The sequence below is a fragment of the Opitutaceae bacterium TAV5 genome (assembly GCA_000242935.3).
In the GTDB taxonomy this organism is placed as follows: domain Bacteria; phylum Verrucomicrobiota; class Verrucomicrobiia; order Opitutales; family Opitutaceae; genus Geminisphaera.
In genome coordinates, this window is sequence record CP007053.1 from 6,566,129 (window position 1) to 6,584,652 (window position 18,524).

Genomic DNA, 18,524 nt, shown 5'->3' on the forward strand with positions numbered 1-18,524 from the left:
GTACTCGAAGAGAGAGACGGGCCAAGGCGAGGCGAATCGCCGGCCGACGCCGGGCGTATCGGCGAAGAAAGACGGGGGCCTATTTCTCGGGCGACTGGAGAAGCTCCACCAGCGTGCTTCGATCCCGGATACGCGAGGAATGCCCATCGGCAAAACAGGCGTTGAAAGCCATGTCGTGCGGACCATACGATCCCGGCGTGCCTTCGGTGTCGGCATTCACGGCCGGATTTTCCGCGCGATCTCTCCAGAGGATAAAGCGGGCCGGGTGGGGAATCTCCGCAAGGGTGGCCCCATACGATTTTACATTCGGATAGAAATAAGCGGAGATGACGACCGGCTGTCCCGGACAAAACCATACGTCTTTCCCGGCGTTGCGTGGCAGGGTGTCGATCAACTGATAACGCATGATGACCGCCCATTTGACTCCGGTCTCGCCCGGCTCGATCCCGTCGGGCAGTTTTCCCTTCCGGTCGTTGGCAAACAGGATGGCGGCCATGCTGATCTGCCGCAGATTGGAAAGGCACTGCGTGGAGCGGGCGGTTTTTCTGACTTTCGCGGCTGTGGGTACGAGGATAGCCGCGAGGATGCCGATCACGGCGATGACCACCAGAAGCTCGACCAGGGTAAATGCGGAGCGAGCCTGAAAACGGGCGGGGACGCCATGTTCGTATCCGGTCGACCTGGCAGATTGCAACGTCTTTTGCATGAGGCTATTAAATCATCAATTCTTGCCGCCCACAAGGACGTTTTGCCCCCGTTTCCAGCAGGATTTTGCCATGGGGATACAGCGTCCCGCATGCCACAGTGGCGCCTACACGTTGCCCGTCAGGAAATCCGATGGAGACTTGCCCTCCACCTTGTGAAAAATGCGGGTGAAGTAGCTGGAGTCGTCGAACCCGACGCGCATTGCGACCTCCGTCACGTTGAACCGGCCGGTCAGCAACAGTTCCTTGGCCCGGCAGATCCGCACCCGGTGGATAAACTGCGTCAGCGAGACGCCCTGGTTTTCACTGAAAATCCGGCACAGGTACTGCGGACGCACTTTCAGGTGGCGGCCGATCAGGGACAGCGAAAGCTGCTCGTTGTAGTGCTCCTCGATGAAACGGATGGCCATGCGCACCAGCCAGTGCACGGGCCTCGCATCGAGCCGTTCCTTTTTCCGGTTCAGCAAATCGAGAAACTGGGGCGACACGCCATGGGAACGAAGGCAGCAACCGATGAACTCGGACACCGCCCGCGCCAGGCGTCCAAGCTCTTCCGGTTTCAGCGTCGGCATCGGCGGCAACTCTCCGAACAGGGCGTTGTCATGGTCCGGTCGGCTGTCGGTTGTCCCGCGTGCTCCTCCCACAAACAATGTTCCCAGGAATACATCCCCGAAAAACACCGGAGAGACAAAATCCCACACCCCGGCATAACAGACACCGCAGAAATCATGCCGTTTTTTTCGAGCCATGAAATTCGTTACATATTTGCAGCGAATGCATTTCTGAAACATATCGCCGCGTTTCCGGGCTTCGCAGAAGGGGTTATGGTGGCTGCGGTACTCCTGGGTCAGGCTGAATTCCCGGATGATGTACGTGATGCCGATCAGATCGTGAAAGGACGCATGGAGGCCGGTGGTGCGCTCGATCATTTCGAGTTGCCACTGCAGGAGAGGAAAATCCGTTCCCCGAAACGCCGCCTCGACGGAAACCCGGGGCGTTTCAAACCAGATGTCAGCGGGATGATTTCGTCTTGTCACAACCCGACGAATACATGTCAGGAGCATCCGGAAAATCGAGCCTGTTTGGCCGGTCCGGTAAAATCGTGCTCGTTCCGGAGGAAAATCATCAGGGAAGCCGGCCGGGATTTGTCCTAAACTCCCGCTCATGCCGCCGCACCTTGCCGGAGGCTCCGTCTTCCCGTTATCCGCTTCATCCCCGTCTCCCCGTCCGCTCGTCCTGCTTCAGTCTCCCGCAAATGAAACACGTTACTATTATAATACCGCTACTCACGAGACTTGCCTCGTTTTCGCGCAACGTCGTCGTTTCCCCGGCCGGTCTGCTGGCCCTCGCCCTGGCCTTCTCTCCCGGTCCCGCCGCCTTGCGGGCCGGAGACAGGGTGATGGGCAACCTTTCCTTTCACCTCGAAACGGTCGGGAGCGGCAACGAGGTGACCGGGTTGCGGGATTTTTTCTGGCGTTCGACGCGGATAAGCCCGGCCGGCGAATTGCTCACGTTCTCGCTTCGCCTCGATGGCGTCGACCACACCCAGTTCGAGCTGGTGTCCGCCACCGTGAATCCCGGCGGCACGCAGACGCAAATCCGGCTGACTCCCTCGGGGCGTCCCGATGTGACGGTTGACCTGGTGATGGAAACTGTCGCCTCCCGGTCCATCGCCGGCCATGCGTTCGAGGGGTTTCGTTATCAGTATCGGGTGACCCCAACCGCACCCGGTTGCGAAATCGACGAACGGACTCGCTGGTGCCTTTCGGGAAACCCCGTGACGGGCACTTTTTTTATCCGCAATGTCTACGAGGCGCTCGATTACCAGGTAGGTGGACCGGCCGGCCTGAACACGTGGAAACCTCGTGCTTCGGGAGGCGAGGAACGGCACAGCCGTTTTGGCAAGATGCAGGGCCACGATTACCAGCACATTCCCGGCGCCGGATTTCTGCTGGTGTACTTCGACGACATCATGTCCGGCCTGATCATGAACGGGAAAAAGTCGCTGACCAACGGCGGCATCCCTCGCGATCAGGATCTTTATTATCTGGCGCAACCCCTGCTTTCGACGCCGTGGAAAAACGTGCTGATGGACCTCACCCCGACCGCTCCGCCAAACCTGCAGCAGGATTGCCTGGAGGTGGGGAATCATGTCGACGAACACTACCGGAGCCTGCTGGCCTACCGGTTGCCCGAGCCGAAGCCGTTCCTGTGGGGCAATCCCCGCTTCGCGCGTTTCCGCTCGATGCTGCCGACCGTGGCCCGGCTCGGCTTCAAACGCATCTGGTTTTATTCGATGTGGAACAGCGTGCCGGGCCGCTCCGCCCTGTCGGTCGACGACTGGATCGTTTCCGACGCGTGGGGAGACGGCTCGCCAGGCAGCGGATTGCAGGCGCTGGCCGACCTGTGCGCGGAGGCCCACCGCCTCGGCATCGAGGTGTACGCCTGGTTTCCGTTTGTGCATCTTTCCGACATTTCCACGCTCCTCGCCACCCATCCGGAATGGGCCTCGCGGTCGGCCCGGGATGTGACCGACCTGCTGGTCCCCCTCGATACCACGAACGAAACGCTGCGCGATTACATCCTCGCCCGCCTGCAACCGGTTCGCGACGCCGGCCTGGACGGGCTCTGGCTGGATTCCTACCACAACTACGGCATCGAGTCCGTGCACGACAACGGAGCCGCGACGATTTCCCAGATGCCGGGCTCTCTGCTGCTGCAACAACAACTGGAGGACATGGGCTTCGGCATCTACATCGAGGGCATGTCCCCTCTCGGCCTCACCTCCTCGGCGCTCAATGCCGGCCGCCTGGCCGGCTACAGCAACGGCGGGGAATGGCGTGCGTTCAACTCCGGCTTCTATCTCGACAAGGACAAGTACATCACCGGCGGAACGGGCACGCCGGTTTCCATCGGATCGGATATCAGCGGCGTGCCTTATTACGGCCTTTCCTCCTGGCGCTGCCCGCTCGCGCTCAAAACCCGGATCGATGTTGCCAACCCTCTCTGGGCCAATTTCACCGCCACGGAACTGGAGCAGATCAGGCTTACCAACTTCATGTACAACAGCGCGTCTGACCGCATGCAGGGCATGCCGGAGGTACTGCCGGGCGGCCTCGGCGCACGCTGGCAAAAGGCCGACGGAAGCTGGGCCATTTTCGCCTTGCTCGACGGAAACGTGGCTGTCGATCCCGGCCATGCGGTGCTCGACCTGCACGACCTTTCGTTCCTGACAACCGGCTCCGCGCTCGCGGCCCAGGCCGGCCATGTCTACAAACAGGTGTCGTCCCTGCCCGTCTTCAACGACGCCTTCGAATCCGGCGCCTTTGCCTCTCCCCAAGGGGCGGGCGTCTCGTGGACCCGCTCGAGCACCACCGGCGTGACGAGTGTGAGTGGCCCTGAAGCGCTCGACCGGACGACGTCGGCGCTCATCTCTGACCTCGACACAACATCGAGCGAGTCCCTTGTGGCATCCTTCACTCCGCCGCCCGCCGACGAAACCACCGTGATCCGCTTCATCGCGGCGACCCACCATGTGGAAAATGCCGACAACAACAACTGGCTCGCCGTCCGCAACGGCACGGGCGACATCCGGCTCCGCCTGCGCTGGCGCCAGGGTCGCCTGCAATATGGCCCCGCCTGGACAGACTTCGGCACCTACCTGCCCGGCGAAACCCTCGTCTACACCCTGATCCTCGACGAAAGCGCCGGCACCGGCGGCATCCTCGTGAACAACGGCTCCGGCATCATGAACATCCCCATCGAAGGCAACCCGGCAGCCGGCTTCAACCGGCTCGCCTTTTCCAGCGGAGTGGTGGCCGCTTCCCGGGTAAACTGGTATCTGGATAATGTATCTGTGGATACAGCCTGGTCCTTGCTGGCCGATTCTTTCGAGTCCGGAACGTCTTCCGCTCCGCAGGGAGCCGGCGTTTCGTGGATCGCGAGCACCGGGACGACAATCGGGACGACCGATCCTCTTTCCGGCGCATGCTCCGCGCACCTGCAGGATCACTCGTCCTCCGGCAGCGAATACCTGCTCGCCCTGCCCCCGCGGACGTCCGGCGACGGACTTTACCGGCTCACCTTCGAGGCGAGGACGACCCATGTCGGCGCACAGCCGAACAACAATCTGGTGATCCTGCGCAACGGCCTGGGCGACGTTCGCCTGCGCCTGCGCTTTCAGTCGGGCAATCTCCAGACCGGTCCGTCATGGACCACGTTCGGCACCTACGGGCCGGGGACGATCATCCGTTACGACATCCTGCTTAACGAAGCGGAAGGCACCTTCAGTGTCTTCGCGTCCAACGGAAGCTCCGCCACCAACCTTCCGCTCGAGGGAAACACCGCCCGGGGAATCGACCGGATCGAATTCCGCACCGGCGTGATCGCTTCCTCGCAGGTGGACTGGACGATCGACAACGTCCGCCTGGAGCAGCTCCGTTTTACCGACGCGACGATCAGCCCTCGCCCGTCTGTCCCGCAACACCTCGCCGCCCAGGCCGGGGATCACGAAGCCCTGCTGACATGGACCGCCGCACCCGGCGCCACCAGCTACACGTTGAGGACCTCCCCCTCCTCCGGCGGTCCCTACACCCTGGTCGCGGCGGACATTCCCGGAACCGGCTATACGCATACCGGGCTGACCAACGGAGAAGCGCGCCATTACGTGGTCTCGGCGACAAATGCCGCCGGCGAAAGCGCCTGCTCCGTCGAAGTCGCCGTCACTCCGGAAACACCGCCCGGCGACTGATGCACGGAGGGCGTTTCCGTCGCCGGGCATCCCTCCTCTCGCCCGTGCGGTAAAATCGTCCGTCAGGCGAGGCAAGAGCGTCCTGGCCGGACAGACGCAGGACAGATAACATCACCTCCGGAAAATCACTTCTGCCTTCTTTCCCTCACACCAGCCAGCAATCCGCATCTCCCATGAAAAACATAAAATCATACAGCATTGCCTTCCTCTTCACGACCCTCTTCGCCGCCTCCCAGGGGGCGTTCGCCCAGACGGTCGTTTTTTCCGACGATTTCGAGTCCGGCAATTTCAGCAGCCCCGCGGGCCAGACACCGGTCTGGACCGTTACCCAAAACGGTGGCACCACCCAGACGACGGTTCAGACCGGCACCCTCCTCGATGGCAGCTATACCGCGGCGCTTTCCGACAGCGACGCCTCGGCGAGCGGCAGCCTGGTGGCCTCCTTTGCCAATACAGCAGGCACCGGTTCCAGAATCGAAGTCTCTGCGCTGATACGCCCGGTCAACGACTCTTCTTTCAGCGGCTTCATCGCCGTGCGGGAAGGATTCACCAACGTAGCCCGTATCCGCTTCTATCAGACAACCGGCCAGATCCAGTACGAATCGGCTACCAATGCCTGGACCACGCTGGCGTCCTACACCTCGGGCACCACCTACGACCTCAAGCTGGTCCTCGATTTCGAAACCGACAAATACGATATCTATATCAACGGCAGCATCGTCATGAGCGGATTGAGCGCGCTCGCCAGCGTCAACGGCATCGACCGCTTTCAGGTGCAGACCGGACTGGTCGGCGCGTCGCAGGGAAGCTTCTACGTGGACAACGTGACGATTGCCACCCCCATTCCGGAAGCCGCCCATGCCGGAACCGTTTGCGGCCTCACCGTCCTGTCTGCCCTGTTCTGGTTCAGGTACCGGGGTGTCCGGGGAAAACAACGGCACCGGTGATGCCTCCGACAACCTTGCGCGCGGTTTCTCCGGGCGTGAAAAAACCGTAGAAAGTATCGGGCATCCGGGTGCTCGTGCCTCCGGCAAAACCGTAGCGTTCGATCAGCATGACGGACCCGGCGCCAGCCTCCCGGCGGCAATGGCGGCGCAACAACCTGCGGAGCCGCCGCCAGCCACCAGAATGTCAACCGTAGCCAGCAAAGGAATACCGGGAAACGGAAGCCTGTCATGGAGTCCCTGAGCCGGAGGAACGGGATCGGAGAACGCTTTCCTCGGGATTTTGGCTGTCACCAGGGGAGAAGATTGCCGTAGGTGATCGTGCCGCGCTTGAATTTCCGGACGCTACAGTCAACCATTCCTGCTCCGGCTGAATCTTTCAACCGATAGGCAATGCCACCGAACGAATCCGTCCCCATGTCCACCGTGGCCGAGGGAATGAGGGTTTCGAGATCTGTCGTATTAAAATTGATACCATTTCCGTATATCGAGGCAGCGGCGTTGCCATTGACGGGATCCTGAACACCGGTGACCACAAGAATGGTCTGGCTGGGACGCTCAATCTGGCTCGCCGGGACGACCGGTCGTCCGGAAAAGGCCGAGGTCCGTACGCCGGTGTCAGCATCCTGACGACTTCCTACGACCGCCTGGTTCATGGAATAGTGGATCAACGCATAGGTGGGCGGATTGGCTGCCGAGCCTTTGAGCGCAGCAGGATCCTGATAAACTTCCGCACGTTCTCCCTGAGGACGATCTGTATCGATGTAGGCGTCCAGATAATCCATCCAGTACGTCACCGACGCCCCGTTGTAGTTATCATATTGGCCGGGAGCAAAGTAATCGTTGTTGGCGTTGGCGAAAAGTTGCTGCCCGAGAGCAATCTGCCGAAGGTTCGAGAGAGATTTTATGATGCGGGCCTGCTGACGGACCGAGCCGAGAACCGGAAGAATAATGGCAGCCAGCACGCCGATAATCACGATGACGACAAGCAGCTCGATCAGGGTGAAGGCCCGGCACCGCGGGCGCCGCAGGGACGGATGTATGAAGATTGGCATAAGTGAAACCACAGGACGGCGGGTTAGCAGATCACGGGCCGGCAGTAGCGACGCACCGCAGCAAAAATCAGCCCTCCGACGGCGCAGAGCAGGCTGACGGTCGCGGACTCGGGAATGGCTGCGGTGGCCGTCAGACCCAGCGAGTTGAGCTGGAACAACCATTGCGAGGAAGCAGTTCCGCTGCCACTGAAGGCGTCGTTTTCGAAGTACAAGCCCGCGGCAGTCACGGAGGCTGCCATCATGGCCGTGCCCGTTACGGAATAATTGAGCGAACCGAGATCGAGATTGAGGCTTCCGCTGGTGGCCGGAGTGATGGCCGCCCAGCTGGTATCGGCCACATTCTGCGTAGCGGTTGTAACCAGCTCCAGGTCGGGCGTGGTGGATGCCTGGGAGATGTAGTATTGACCGCTGGCATCCTGCACGATCCAGCGGGTGGTCGTGCCATTGGTATAGCTGCTGTTGCCGGTCACGATCGAGTAGGTGGCTGTCAGCGAACTGATAGTGACGCCTCCGCTGCTCAGGGGCGAGGCGCCTCCGGCCGTGTCGCGCCAGTCTTCCTGCCGGAAGAGCAGGTAACCGGCGAGACTGGCTGTGGTCGAGGTGGGCCATACCGTTGTGAATGCGCTGACGACCTGGATACTGTCGGGCGTGCTCTGGACGACACGCTGCCCGCCAATGATGCCAACATTGCCCGTACCTGTCGTGTTGGAGGTAAGGATCTCGAAACCGCCATAAAACCGCGGTCCCAGATACCCGGAGGACGGGTTCAGGGGCGCGGTATCGGTGAACGATGTGCGGAAATCACCTGGCGCAAGATTGGTGGTCGTGCGCTGGAAACTCTGGCTGGCGGTGACATAGTCACTGTTGCCCGTTGTCGGACTGTTGCCACCGTAGGCGATGACGGTAACCTGAGCGTGAACAAAGGTGACGGAAGCGAGGCCGAAAACGGCCGCGAGAAGGCGTGCGATCTTGATCATGACACTGGGATGTTTGACGTTACGTTTGGTTGATTGCAGATGGGGCAATTCATCTGACAGGGGTAAAATGGCCGGGAAATACAGGCGCGCCACCCGCCCTTTCATCGACAAGTTGAAATCGGCGGGATCGCGCCGTCACCTGCATACCGGGCGAGAAATGCGGTCGCGAATCATGCGCCGGAACCGGTCCTGCCCGGATATCGACTGGTTGAAAATCCGCCCTCTTGTCTCTTTGTCCGCTCGCGACACGTTGTGACCCGATGCCGTTTCTTCGCCTGTCTCGTCTGCTTCCCGTGCTCCTCTCCATTCTTCTCGCCTCCTCCGCTCTCCCCGCTGCCCCGGCGTTCAGCCCGGCGGTGATCGACGAGGCCGTCGCCTGCGACCTCGCCCGCTGGGGCTATGGCCCGAAAGTGGATACCGAGTTCGGCACATGGAATACCCTGCACACCAGCCGCGCGATGTATTATCTCGCCCTCGTCGCCCGCCTCGATCCCGCCGCCCGCGCCACCGACGGCACCGTGCCGGCCGACCGTGCCCTCGAGCATGTCCGCCATGTCATCGCCGGCGGCAATGAACCCATGGCGCGCGGCGTCATCGCCGGCTGGGCGGACAATCCCCTCGCCCAGACCCTCGCCCTCGTGCGCCGCACACCCGCGCTTTGGGACCGTCTCTCGGCTGATGAACATGAACGCTGCGACTGGTTGATGCGCGCCCTCGCCGCCGCCGGCAACTATTGCCACAACGCCGGCGCCTGGATCAAGCGCGACATCCCCCAGGCCGAATCCTGGGGCAAGTCATGGAACCCGAACCACGTCGAAGGTTACGTCGGTGTGATGATCGCCGCCTGGCACTACTTCGGGGGCGCCGATGCGGTCAACGCCGAGCTCGCTGCCTTCGATTACGAACACTGGCTCGCCGAACTGCGTCGTCTTGGCTTCCGTCATATCGTCGGTTGCTGGGAAATGGCCGGACGCAAGCTCCTCGAAACCGGCGGCCATGACACCGGCGGAGGCTACGCCGCCGGCATGCGTCCGCCCTTCGTCTACCAGTTGCTCGAACGTCCCGCCGACCTCGATCCCTGGTTCCGCGGTGATATCCTTGGAAAAACCCGTGTGCCCTACGACCCGATGGCCCTCCTCTCGGCCCTTGTGTACCGGATGTGGCCCTACATCGTTATCAGTGAATTCCGTATCGATGATACCCTTACCGCCCGCCTCGCCGATGGCTCCCGCAGCCCGTTCGAAGGTCGCTGGGGCATGGGTTATGAATTCATATCCTGGGATGCCGGCGGTGTGCGCAGCGATGCCGGTTATGTTTACGAGGGCTTTTTCAACGAAGTGCTCACCCGCGCCACCATGCAGGCGCTCGGCACCTGGCCCGTACAGCCTACCGACGAGGCCAACCGGCTGCATGCCGCCATGTTCGTCGGCGGTTCCGATCTTCTCTACAAGATGAAGGTCGGCTGGCACGGGAAGAAAAACGGCAAACCTTCTTTCCAGGGCGCCGCGCCCGGGGGCAAGATGGGTTTCAATTTCACCCGCGACATTTTCGAACGTCTTCAGTGTTATGATTCCGCTCCCGCAATCGACACTCCGCCGGCTGATCGCACGGCCGTCGCCGGCGAAAAAGTTGTTCTGCGCGTTCTCGGCGGCGGCGAGCCCGCCCCCGTCGTCCGCTGGCGCAAGGACGGTGCGGACGTGCCGGGTTCGCACGGCCTCGAACTCGTGCTGCCCGCGGTCACGCCTGCCGATGCCGGCAACTACACCGTCTCCCTGGAAAATCCGCTGGGCCGGGTCGAGGCCCCCCCTGCCCGCCTCATCGTGCAACCCCGTCCCTGACGCATCCCGGCCTCCGCCGTCTTACACATGAAAACCACATTGTCCCTGCTGCTTCTCTCCACGCTCCTTGCCGCGCCCGGCATTCTGCCTGTCACGCTCCACGCCGCCGGACCGGCGCCGGCAAACATCCTCGAAAACGGGGGCTTTGAAGAAGGTGACCTCGGCTGGCGCTTCGTCAGCCCGCCCGACACCACTGCCACGGTGAACGAATCCGCCGCCCGTACCGGCAAGTCCGGTTTCAGCATTACGGACAACTCGGCTACCGCCTTTCCCCGGGCCATGAGCCGCGACTTTCCCACCGCTCCCGGTCACCGCTACAAAGTTGCCTTCTGGGCCCGCACACATTCTCCCGGTACTTACGGAGGCATTACCGTTCGTTTTCTGGACTCCGCCGGCAAAATGGTCGGCGATCCCGGGGTTGCCCACGCCCAGGTTTCCAATACCGGAGACCAGTGGCAGCCTTTCGAACTCACGGTCGCCGCTCCGGCCGGAGTTGCCACCATTGCACTCTGGCTGCACACCTATGCGAGACAGGAAGGCGTGATCGACTTCGATGACATCGAGCTTGTCGACCTCGGCGGAGCCGACGGAGATACAGCGCCGCCCCTCCCCGCCCCCGCGCCGGTTGCGGCCGGGAGCGATGGCGCCCGCGGCCTGTATGTCGTTATCAAGGCCGATGACTTGCGCGCCATTCCCCGCGGCGTCCATCCGCGCTGGGCCAAATTTGTCTCCTTCCTGCGCGAACGCGGCATCAAGTCGGGCATCGGTATCATTGCCCAATCGTTCGAAGCCGACAACCCGGCCTACTTCTCCTGGATCAAGGAATGCCAGGCCAGCGGTCTCGTCGAATTCTGGTATCACGGTCACGATCACCGGCAATGGAAAGATAACGGCGCCGACGTCTACGAGTTCAAGGGCTCCGGTTATGAGCACCAGCGTGATCATCTCGCCCTCAGCCAGCGCCTCGCCCGCGAGCGCCTCGGCTTTGCGTTCTCCACTTTCGGCGCTCCCTTCAATGTCACCGACGAGGCGACGAGCCGCGTCCTCGCCGAAGATTCCGACATCACCGTATGGCTTTATGGCGACAAGACGGCGCCGGCCGGCAAGGTCATCCTCGACCGCGACTGGGGCGTGGGGATCGAAAATCCGCTCTTCGTTCCCAACCCCGAAAAATTCGCGGCCGGCTACGCCGCCACCTCGGCCTCGCGCCGCTACTATGTGATCCAGGGGCATCCTGCGCAGTGGGACGATGCCCGTTTCGAAAATTTCGTTCGCATCATCGACTTTCTCGTCGCCCACGAGGCCCGTTTCGTCACCCCGTCCGAACTGGCCCGCGTCCCCGGTATCTGAGCTGCAACCGGGCACCCTGTATCCGGATTTCCCTTCACTCCGGGATTTCCTCCGGTGTGCCGGCGCCGTCGCCAGCGGTGTCCCGTCGCGAGGATCCGGAATTTCAACTGGATGAAGGTTCCTTGCCTCGCCTGACCGGACTCTGCGATGTCCCTTTCCCCTGCCTGCCGGGCGCCGGTGCGTCCGACGGTCAATCATCCGCAATCGTTGGACTCGCATGAAAACCTGCATCTGCCTCCTCGGCGCGTTCGGACTCTGGCTGGCGTCGCCTGCTTCCCTCCGTTCCCAGACACCGATTCCCTTCGACAGCTTCGAATCCCTTGCCGTCGGCAATCTCAACGGACAGGGCGGCTGGACAGTCACCAACCTCGGCGGCACGTCCCAGGCCCTGGTCAGCATCGACTATGCCCTGAGCGGGCTCAAGTCCATGTACCTCGCCGACAATGACACGGTCAATAATCCCAAGGCCTGGCGCGAACCCACCGGCATCAATGTCACCAGCGGCCGTTTCGATTTCGCCGCGCTCGAAAGCCCCGACACCCCAGGACGCGATTACTGGAGCGTACTCTTCAGCCACACCGGTTCCTCCGTTGCCAACTTCAAGCTGGCCCTCACCGACACCGCCACGCTCGCCCTCTACGGCGGCACCGGCGCCGCCACCCTCCTGGCCGCCGTCAGCCCCGCCTCGACCAGCTACAATCCCGCCGCCTGGAATACGTTCACCGTCATCTTCGACGCTTCGTCCGATACCGTCTCTGTCTACCTCAATGGCGCAACCTCGCCCGTTCTGACCGCCACCGATGCCAGCACGACCTGGGCCGCCGGACGCTACACCCTCTGCCCGGGCAACAGCACCTTCACCGGCATGGCGGTCTATTTCGACGAGTCCCTTCCGGAGTGGGAGTATACCGACAAACTCCGCTATGCCCCGCCCACGCTGGTTGCTCCCACAACGTGGACTCCCTCTGCCGGCTTCAATACCCGCACCTTCGCCGCGGACGAGGATGTCATCGTGCAACTCTCCCCCACAGTCACCCGCACCGGCAACCTTGGCGTCGTCTCCGGCCGCCATGTCCGCATCATCGGCGGCGATCTTGGCACCACCTACATCGCCCCCACCGCCCAGACCGCGAGCCTTTTTCTCGAAGGTCTCAAGGCCGATCACTCTGCCGGCCTCCCCGTCGTCAATGGCGTGCCTGTCGATCTCTTCGCGACCCGCTCGACCAGCAGCAAGGAAAAGGATGCCATCGATGTCTGCGGCACCACCAGCGGTTCCGGAGCCGACGTCTTTGTGCAGAACTGCTCCATCACCGGCGTTCACGGCACCCGTACCGCTCATGGTGCTGCCGTCCCGATCGCTTCCATCACCTGCACCGCCATTTCCGGCCTCGGCTTCACGGTCACGCTCAACACCTCCGCTCCCCTGACTCTCCCCGCCGGCACCAACTGGGTGATTGTCGGAGCCACCACCCGGCCCGCACTGGCCGGCACCTACCGGATCATCCTTGCCTCCCCCACCACCGCCTCCTCCTTCACCGCCACCCGCTGGGACAACTGGAATCCTCTTCCGTCCGGCCTCACCGTCGACGCCACCGGCACCGGCGGTTATGCCTGGCCCAACGACCCGACGATCTCTCCTCTCCACGCCGACGGCTTCGAATCCATGGCCGAAGGCATGCATAACATCGCGTACTTCTATCGTGTCACCCTCGACAGCAACGCCTCCTGCCTCCTCAGTCGCAACCAGCTCGATACACAGGGAGGGCGTGGCCTGGTCATGACCCGCGTCAACATGTCCGTCAACAACGTCTGGCCCCAAGACTATGATTCGCAGTCGCTACATATCGGTACCACTGACCAGTCCGGCGGCGGCTGGGGCAGCAACGGTTTTCCGGTCCTTTTCGATCGCGTCTATCTCAAGACCCGTCCTGACCGCGAACTGACGGCCGCCGTGCATCCGGGCGCCGGCAATACCCGCAGCGGCGTGGACGTCGGAGCGTATTCGACCGACGGTGACGCCACCGTCCGGTGGCCCGCCGCGCTCGGCGTCACCGGCATCGTCACCCGATCCACCAGCCCCGACGGTTATCCGCTCGAGCCCAGCTACACCACCCGCGATTACGCCAGCCTGACCGGCTCCGATGCTCCCGGCCTCAACTACGTCTCCCCCGGCTACTCCTCCGACGCCCTGCAACCGCTGGTGCTCGATTCCGTCACCGGTTCTCCGGCTCTTTCCGCTCTCACCGTTGCCGCCTCTTCTCCTGTCGGCACGCTCGTCACGCGGCTCGACGTCTCCTTCACCGGCGCTGGCCACGTCATCGACCTCTCTCTCGAAGACCCATCCGGTCACTTCGGCATGGACGCCGGCAATCGCCGCAATGTCATCGTCCAGACTCCTCTCGCCTCCGGCACCTGGACGGTCACCGCCGCCGCCAGCGAGCAGGGCAACCCGACCAACCGCCGCACCCAGGTCTTCACGATCGTCGTCCCCTGACCCGATTCCTCCGGGTCCGTTCTCCGGGAGCCGGCGACCGGTTCTGTGTTTCCCGGAAAATCAGCGCGACCCGCCATCACGACGCGTACTGGCCTTCGGAGCGGCCGGGGCGTCCGCCCCGGCCGCATACAGGCCCGGCTGCATGACGCCGGCAAGAAACGCGGCTGTCACCCAAACGGATCACGAACGAGGGGATGCTATCTTCACGGGAAAAGTGCCAGGGAAAGAATCCATTGCACGGAAATCACAGGGACTCGTGCCGGGAGTGACCAGTTCATTGAAAATCAACAAATTGACAAAAAACCGATACCCATAACCTCATTAACAGCCAATAGGTTGTAGATTCAAAACAGAATGACCGTCGCGCCCGCCAGCGCCATGGGATTCCGGATACGAGGGACGTCTGGTTCACCGCACCGGCGATGGAAACCGCCGCCATCCCGCCGCGGGATCAACCTCAGGCCGGTCGCGCCCGCAAACTTTGTCCCTCGTGCCACTTGCCTTCGACGTGCAACCGCTGCGGATATTCGGGGATGCCGCGTTCCCCGCGATTGATCATCGCCACGAGCTGGTCGACGGCTATTTCGCCGATATGTATCGAGTTTTCCACGATGCCGCTCATCCCGCTTTCGGAAGTCGGCAAACTGGCGCAGGCCATGCCGATATCTGCCGGGACACGAAAGCCGGCCGAGCGCACAAGAGGAAAGGTGCGAAACTCGGTGGTCAGAATTGCATCGGGTTTTGCTTTCCGGATCCATGCCAGAAACGGAGCCGGCGTTTCGATGATATCGAGTGTTTGATGGAAAGGCTCGCAAAAGAGATCCGGTGAGCCGAGCGACCGGGAGATCAGGAAGCCAGCCCGGTAAGTGTCGTCACAGCGTCTGTCCACGTTATCGTTGATCGCCACGCCGATACGCGTGTAACCGCGATGACAGAGCTCGGCGATGGTCTGGCGGACCGAACGGTAGTGGGCGGCGGTCACGGTGTGCATCGCCGGCCGGGAAAGCGTGTAGCCGAAAGTCACGGCGGCAAAGTGTTCCCAGGGAAAATCCATCACCGCATGGGCGGTGGGCTGCGGACAAAGAAGGATGCCGCCAATATTGCGGGCGCGCAGAATGGACGCCATGCGGCCGACATTCATCCCGGCGGGGTCGAACTCCACCACCTCCAGCTTGAAGCCGTGGCGCACGGCCCGTTGTGACGCTCCGGTGTAGTAGTCGAGATAATGCGGAGAGCGTTTCCAGTCATACTCCGGGTGCAGGCAAACCAGCCAGGCAAGTGTTCCGTGAAAGGCGGCGGGACGACGGTGATGACGATACTGCGCGAGAGCCGTCAGCATGGGGTCGGGCATGTAGCCGAGTTCGTCGGCGATCCGCAGGATGCGCTCGCGGGTGGCGGCCGGAATGCTCGGGTGGCTCCTGAATGCGAGAGAAACCGTAGCGCGGTTGACGCCCGTCTTGAGGGCAATGTCTTTCTGGGTTATGCGAGGAGAGAGCATTTACTCACCCGTGTAAGCGATGAAGTCGTGGCGTTACGAGTTTTTTGGACAATCCTGTTTCCAGTTCGCACCAACCACCACGCCCGATTTCCGATCCGATGCCTCAACGCATTACACAAAGAGATGTCGCCAGGGCCGCCCGCCTGCACTTTTCCACCGTCAGCCTTGCCTTGAGCAAAAGCTCCAAGGTCAACACCAGGACGCGCGAACAGGTCATGCAGGTGGCCCGTGAACTCGGTTACGAACGCGACCCCATGCTGGCCGCGCTCGCCTCCTATCGCAAGGGACGCGAAACACCCGCCTATCAGGGAGAATTCGCCTGGATCGTCCAGTCGCCGCCCGACTCCAGCTGGCGCCAGTGTCCCGAAAACCTCGCCTACCTTGACGGAGCCGGCACCGTCGCCCGCAACTTCGGTTACCGCGTCTGTCCTTTCGACCTGAAAGACTATCCCCGCGGTGTGGAACGGTTGCCCGCCATTCTTCGCAACCGCGGCATCCGCGGCGCCTTCCTCTGCCCCGCCACGCCCGAGGATCCCATGCTCAACTGCGACCTCGGCAGCATTCCCGGCGTGACTCTCGGCTTCGCGCTCCGGCACACCTCGCTCCACGCCGTAGCGGTCAACCGTTACGGCACCATTCTCGATGTCATCGAACAACTCTCCGCCCGCGGACACCGCCATATCGGCTTCGCCGTTCCCCGATCCCTCAACGACCGCCTGAACGGCATCTACCTGGCCGCCTTTCTTCTCTATCAGACGACCCTGCCCGCCGCCGATCGCCTCTCGCCCTATCTCGAAGACGAACCCGACGAGCACTCCCTGCATGCCTGGCTCGAACGCGAACAGCCCACGGCTCTCCTCACCGCTCCCGGCATCATCCCGCAGCTGATACACAAGCTCGACGTACCCGTGCCCGCAAAAGTTTCTCTCGCGCTCGCGTCCCTGCCCGAACCCGATGGCTTCTACGCCGGCATCGACGAGTGTCCTGCCGAAGTGGGCCGCCGCGCGGCCGAACTCCTCGTCTCCCGCGCCGAAACGTTCGCTGACGCCCACGCCGGACGCCAGCCCGAGCTTCACCTGATACGCGGTGTCTGGCGTGACGGACGCTCCTGCACTTCGCTGGTCAGCCCGTGACGTCAGGGATCCCGCCGCGCTCCGGTGGCGACCTGCATCCGGCCGGCGGAAGCCGTCACCTCCGGATACATCCGTCTCGCTTCTCACGTGGACCGGTCGTAAGCGGCGAGCGACACGATGTCGGGCGGCGTCTCGCCAGCGAGCACGCGGACCAGATTATCGCACAACCTCTTGCCGCATCGCGCGGCCTCGTCGTCGGTCGGTCCGGCAATGTGCGGCTGTAAAAATGCCTCCGGCAGCCGGCGCAGCGGCGATTCCGCCGGCAGCGGCTCCTGCGCATAGACGTCGAGCGCCAGGCGCAGCCCGCGTTCTGCCGCGACGCGGGCCAGCGCCGCCTCGTCCGCCACCAGCCCTCCCCGTGCCACGTTCACGAAGACAGCCCCTGCCGGCAACAACCGCAACCTGCGCTCGTCCACGCTGCCGCGCGATGCCGGAGTCAGGCCTTCCGCCTCGATCAGGATTTCGCTTCCCGAAAAAAGCTCGTCCAGCGACGCCGCCCGCCGCACTCCCAATTCGTCGCAAATCCGTGCCGGCGCCCCCTCGCTGCAAGCCGAAATCCGGCAGCCGAAGGGCTGCAACAGCGGTATGAGCGATCTCGCGACCGCACCCAGTCCATGGATCCCCACCCGCCGGCCATAGAGGCTGCGGGTGCCGTGCGGCCTGGCCGACCACCCGCCGCCATTCCCGGCCATCAGGTCCAGGTAATGCGGCGTGCGACGCAAGGCGCACAGCGTCAGGTGCAGGGCTGCCTCCGCTACGCTGCGACTGGCGAGCGAACCCCAGTTCGTCACCACGACCCCCTGTTCCAGCAACGAACGGGGAACCACATCCCGCACCGAGCCACCCACATGACAAACCGAACGCAACGCATCCGTCCTTTCCGGCAGTCGCGGTGTGGACCACCCGCTGACGACAATCCCGATCTGCTCCGACCGCAGCCACTCTGGCCAGGCCTCGCCCGTCAGGCCGGCCTCCCAACGTTGCCGCCCGGGCAGCAATGCCTCCAGACGAGCGCGCGCCGCTCCGGGAAAAAACAAGGCGTAATCCGCCTCGGTCAGCGCAATGACCGCCGGTGGATGCGCAAGGGTTTCCCTGACTTTCCTGACGGACAATGTAGCGAGCCCGGATTCGAATTGCATGGCTTGCACCCTGATTCTGCGGCTGCCCCGCCGACAACTTTCCCGAATATCGACTGGTTGAAAAACGGCCCTTGCCTCTTCGCCCGATCCTTTTTGCCCGAGTTCCGCCTGCCGTATTTCCTCCCATAGGCGAACACGGGTTTGCACGGATGGCGGCTGAAGGAGTCATGGTATAAGGTGAAGGCCGGAAACCATCCGACAGCGCCGGACCGGAGCCCGCTCCGAGGTCAGAACCGACCCGACCCGGAATCCGAAGGCTGGCTGCTGTCTGTCCAACCCGCCACCACCATGCCGACCCAAACCACCATCAAGAGAGCGAGCCGGAAAGCTCGGGAAGGGAAAAAACCCTCCACCCAGGCAGGAGAATTCGTCCACGAGGAAATGAAACGCTACGAACGGGGCGATCCTGATATCAAATCACGCAAGCAAGCCATTGCCATTGGTCTTTCCGAAGCGCGCCGGGCCGGAGTCAAGCTGAAGAGCCCGAAGAAAGGCACGGCCTCCGGCGCCACGCGCAAAAAAGCACAGCGCGACAAGGCCGTGGGCCAGGGCAAGGCCAGACCGGATCCCGTCCGTTCACGCGCGGCCAAAAAGGCGGCCATGACACGAAAACACAAGGGCCGCTGAACCGCGCAGCCACCC

14 protein-coding genes are annotated in these 18,524 nt (G+C 62.7%); 7 read left to right on the top strand and 7 right to left on the bottom strand.

All coding sequences use genetic code 11. The features are described from left to right. Nucleotides 1-79: 79 nt before the first annotated feature. Together OPIT5_27680 and OPIT5_27685 are read right to left on the bottom strand one after the other, a co-directional pair. Nucleotides 80-706: an N-terminal cleavage protein gene (locus OPIT5_27680; GenBank protein AHF93423.1), complete on the bottom strand. Its 627-nt coding sequence runs from the start codon at nucleotides 704-706 to the stop codon at nucleotides 80-82. A gap of 105 nt (nucleotides 707-811) precedes the next feature. Then, the gene (locus tag OPIT5_27685) at nucleotides 812-1,099 is read right to left on the bottom strand and encodes a hypothetical protein (GenBank protein ID AHF93424.1); all 288 of its coding nucleotides are present in this window, start codon (nucleotides 1,097-1,099) and stop codon (nucleotides 812-814) included. A 1,004-nt stretch (nucleotides 1,100-2,103) separates the two neighbouring features. Here OPIT5_27685 and OPIT5_27690 point away from each other — a divergent pair. After that, nucleotides 2,104-5,454 (top strand): hypothetical protein, encoded by a 3,351-nt coding sequence (locus tag OPIT5_27690; GenBank protein ID AHF94822.1) that lies wholly within the window; start codon nucleotides 2,104-2,106, stop codon nucleotides 5,452-5,454. Nucleotides 5,455-5,627: 173 nt separating this feature from the next. Further along, complete coding sequence (locus OPIT5_27695; GenBank protein ID AHF94823.1) at nucleotides 5,628-6,401, top strand: hypothetical protein; 774 nt, start codon at nucleotides 5,628-5,630, stop codon at nucleotides 6,399-6,401. On the opposite strand, the gene OPIT5_27700 is transcribed toward OPIT5_27695, so the two are convergent. The 3 genes from OPIT5_27700 to OPIT5_27710 form a co-directional block, all read right to left on the bottom strand. After that, a complete protein-coding gene (locus OPIT5_27700) occupies nucleotides 6,361-6,510 on the bottom strand; it encodes a hypothetical protein (protein AHF94824.1) in 150 nt (49 codons plus the stop codon). The genes OPIT5_27695 and OPIT5_27700 overlap by 41 nt on opposite strands. A gap of 178 nt (nucleotides 6,511-6,688) precedes the next feature. Continuing rightward, a complete protein-coding gene (locus OPIT5_27705) occupies nucleotides 6,689-7,453 on the bottom strand; it encodes a hypothetical protein (GenBank protein ID AHF94825.1) in 765 nt (254 codons plus the stop codon). Nucleotides 7,454-7,476: 23 nt separating this feature from the next. After that, nucleotides 7,477-8,430 carry a hypothetical protein gene (locus tag OPIT5_27710; GenBank protein ID AHF94826.1) on the bottom strand — a complete coding sequence of 318 codons (954 nt, stop codon included), beginning with the start codon at nucleotides 8,428-8,430 and terminating at the stop codon, nucleotides 7,477-7,479. A gap of 260 nt (nucleotides 8,431-8,690) precedes the next feature. On the opposite strand from OPIT5_27710, the gene OPIT5_27715 reads away from it, so the two are divergent. The 3 genes from OPIT5_27715 to OPIT5_27725 all read left to right on the top strand — a co-directional run bounded on the left by OPIT5_27715 (nucleotide 8,691) and on the right by OPIT5_27725 (nucleotide 14,112). Next, nucleotides 8,691-10,268, top strand: coding sequence for a hypothetical protein (locus OPIT5_27715; protein AHF94827.1), 1,578 nt, complete (start codon nucleotides 8,691-8,693; stop codon nucleotides 10,266-10,268). 27 nt (nucleotides 10,269-10,295) lie between these two features. After that, on the top strand, nucleotides 10,296-11,618 hold the full coding sequence (locus OPIT5_27720) for a polysaccharide deacetylase (GenBank protein ID AHF93425.1): 1,323 nt from the start codon (nucleotides 10,296-10,298) through the stop codon (nucleotides 11,616-11,618). 217 nt (nucleotides 11,619-11,835) lie between these two features. After that, a complete protein-coding gene (locus tag OPIT5_27725) occupies nucleotides 11,836-14,112 on the top strand; it encodes a hypothetical protein (protein ID AHF94828.1) in 2,277 nt (758 codons plus the stop codon). A gap of 457 nt (nucleotides 14,113-14,569) precedes the next feature. Here OPIT5_27725 and OPIT5_27730 read toward each other — a convergent pair whose 3' ends face one another. Next, nucleotides 14,570-15,610: a LacI family transcription regulator gene (locus OPIT5_27730; protein AHF93426.1), complete on the bottom strand. Its 1,041-nt coding sequence runs from the start codon at nucleotides 15,608-15,610 to the stop codon at nucleotides 14,570-14,572. 98 nt (nucleotides 15,611-15,708) lie between these two features. On the opposite strand from OPIT5_27730, the gene OPIT5_27735 reads away from it, so the two are divergent. After that, on the top strand, nucleotides 15,709-16,743 hold the full coding sequence (locus OPIT5_27735) for a hypothetical protein (GenBank protein AHF94829.1): 1,035 nt from the start codon (nucleotides 15,709-15,711) through the stop codon (nucleotides 16,741-16,743). Nucleotides 16,744-16,826: 83 nt separating this feature from the next. Here OPIT5_27735 and OPIT5_27740 read toward each other — a convergent pair whose 3' ends face one another. Further along, a complete protein-coding gene (locus OPIT5_27740; protein AHF93427.1) occupies nucleotides 16,827-17,882 on the bottom strand; it encodes a phosphoglycerate dehydrogenase in 1,056 nt (351 codons plus the stop codon). Nucleotides 17,883-18,170: 288 nt separating this feature from the next. On the opposite strand from OPIT5_27740, the gene OPIT5_27745 reads away from it, so the two are divergent. Further along, complete coding sequence (locus tag OPIT5_27745; GenBank protein AHF93428.1) at nucleotides 18,171-18,509, top strand: ku family containing domain-containing protein; 339 nt, start codon at nucleotides 18,171-18,173, stop codon at nucleotides 18,507-18,509. Nucleotides 18,510-18,524: the final 15 nt, after the last annotated feature.

What these genes read in the sequence shown, in the direction of transcription:
- OPIT5_27680 (AHF93423.1), bottom strand. Translation starts at nt 706, where the DNA reads ATGCAAAAGACGTTGCAATCTGCCAGGTCGACCGGATACGAACATGGC.
- OPIT5_27690 (AHF94822.1), top strand. Translation starts at nt 2,104, where the DNA reads ATGGGCAACCTTTCCTTTCACCTCGAAACGGTCGGGAGCGGCAACGAG.
- OPIT5_27695 (AHF94823.1), top strand. Translation starts at nt 5,628, where the DNA reads ATGAAAAACATAAAATCATACAGCATTGCCTTCCTCTTCACGACCCTC.
- OPIT5_27700 (AHF94824.1), bottom strand. Translation starts at nt 6,510, where the DNA reads ATGCTGATCGAACGCTACGGTTTTGCCGGAGGCACGAGCACCCGGATG.
- OPIT5_27705 (AHF94825.1), bottom strand. Translation starts at nt 7,453, where the DNA reads ATGCCAATCTTCATACATCCGTCCCTGCGGCGCCCGCGGTGCCGGGCC.
- OPIT5_27710 (AHF94826.1), bottom strand. Translation starts at nt 8,430, where the DNA reads ATGATCAAGATCGCACGCCTTCTCGCGGCCGTTTTCGGCCTCGCTTCC.
- OPIT5_27715 (AHF94827.1), top strand. Translation starts at nt 8,691, where the DNA reads ATGCCGTTTCTTCGCCTGTCTCGTCTGCTTCCCGTGCTCCTCTCCATT.
- OPIT5_27720 (AHF93425.1), top strand. Translation starts at nt 10,296, where the DNA reads ATGAAAACCACATTGTCCCTGCTGCTTCTCTCCACGCTCCTTGCCGCG.
- OPIT5_27725 (AHF94828.1), top strand. Translation starts at nt 11,836, where the DNA reads ATGAAAACCTGCATCTGCCTCCTCGGCGCGTTCGGACTCTGGCTGGCG.
- OPIT5_27730 (AHF93426.1), bottom strand. Translation starts at nt 15,610, where the DNA reads ATGCTCTCTCCTCGCATAACCCAGAAAGACATTGCCCTCAAGACGGGC.
- OPIT5_27735 (AHF94829.1), top strand. Translation starts at nt 15,709, where the DNA reads ATGCCTCAACGCATTACACAAAGAGATGTCGCCAGGGCCGCCCGCCTG.
- OPIT5_27740 (AHF93427.1), bottom strand. Translation starts at nt 17,882, where the DNA reads ATGCAATTCGAATCCGGGCTCGCTACATTGTCCGTCAGGAAAGTCAGG.
- OPIT5_27745 (AHF93428.1), top strand. Translation starts at nt 18,171, where the DNA reads ATGCCGACCCAAACCACCATCAAGAGAGCGAGCCGGAAAGCTCGGGAA.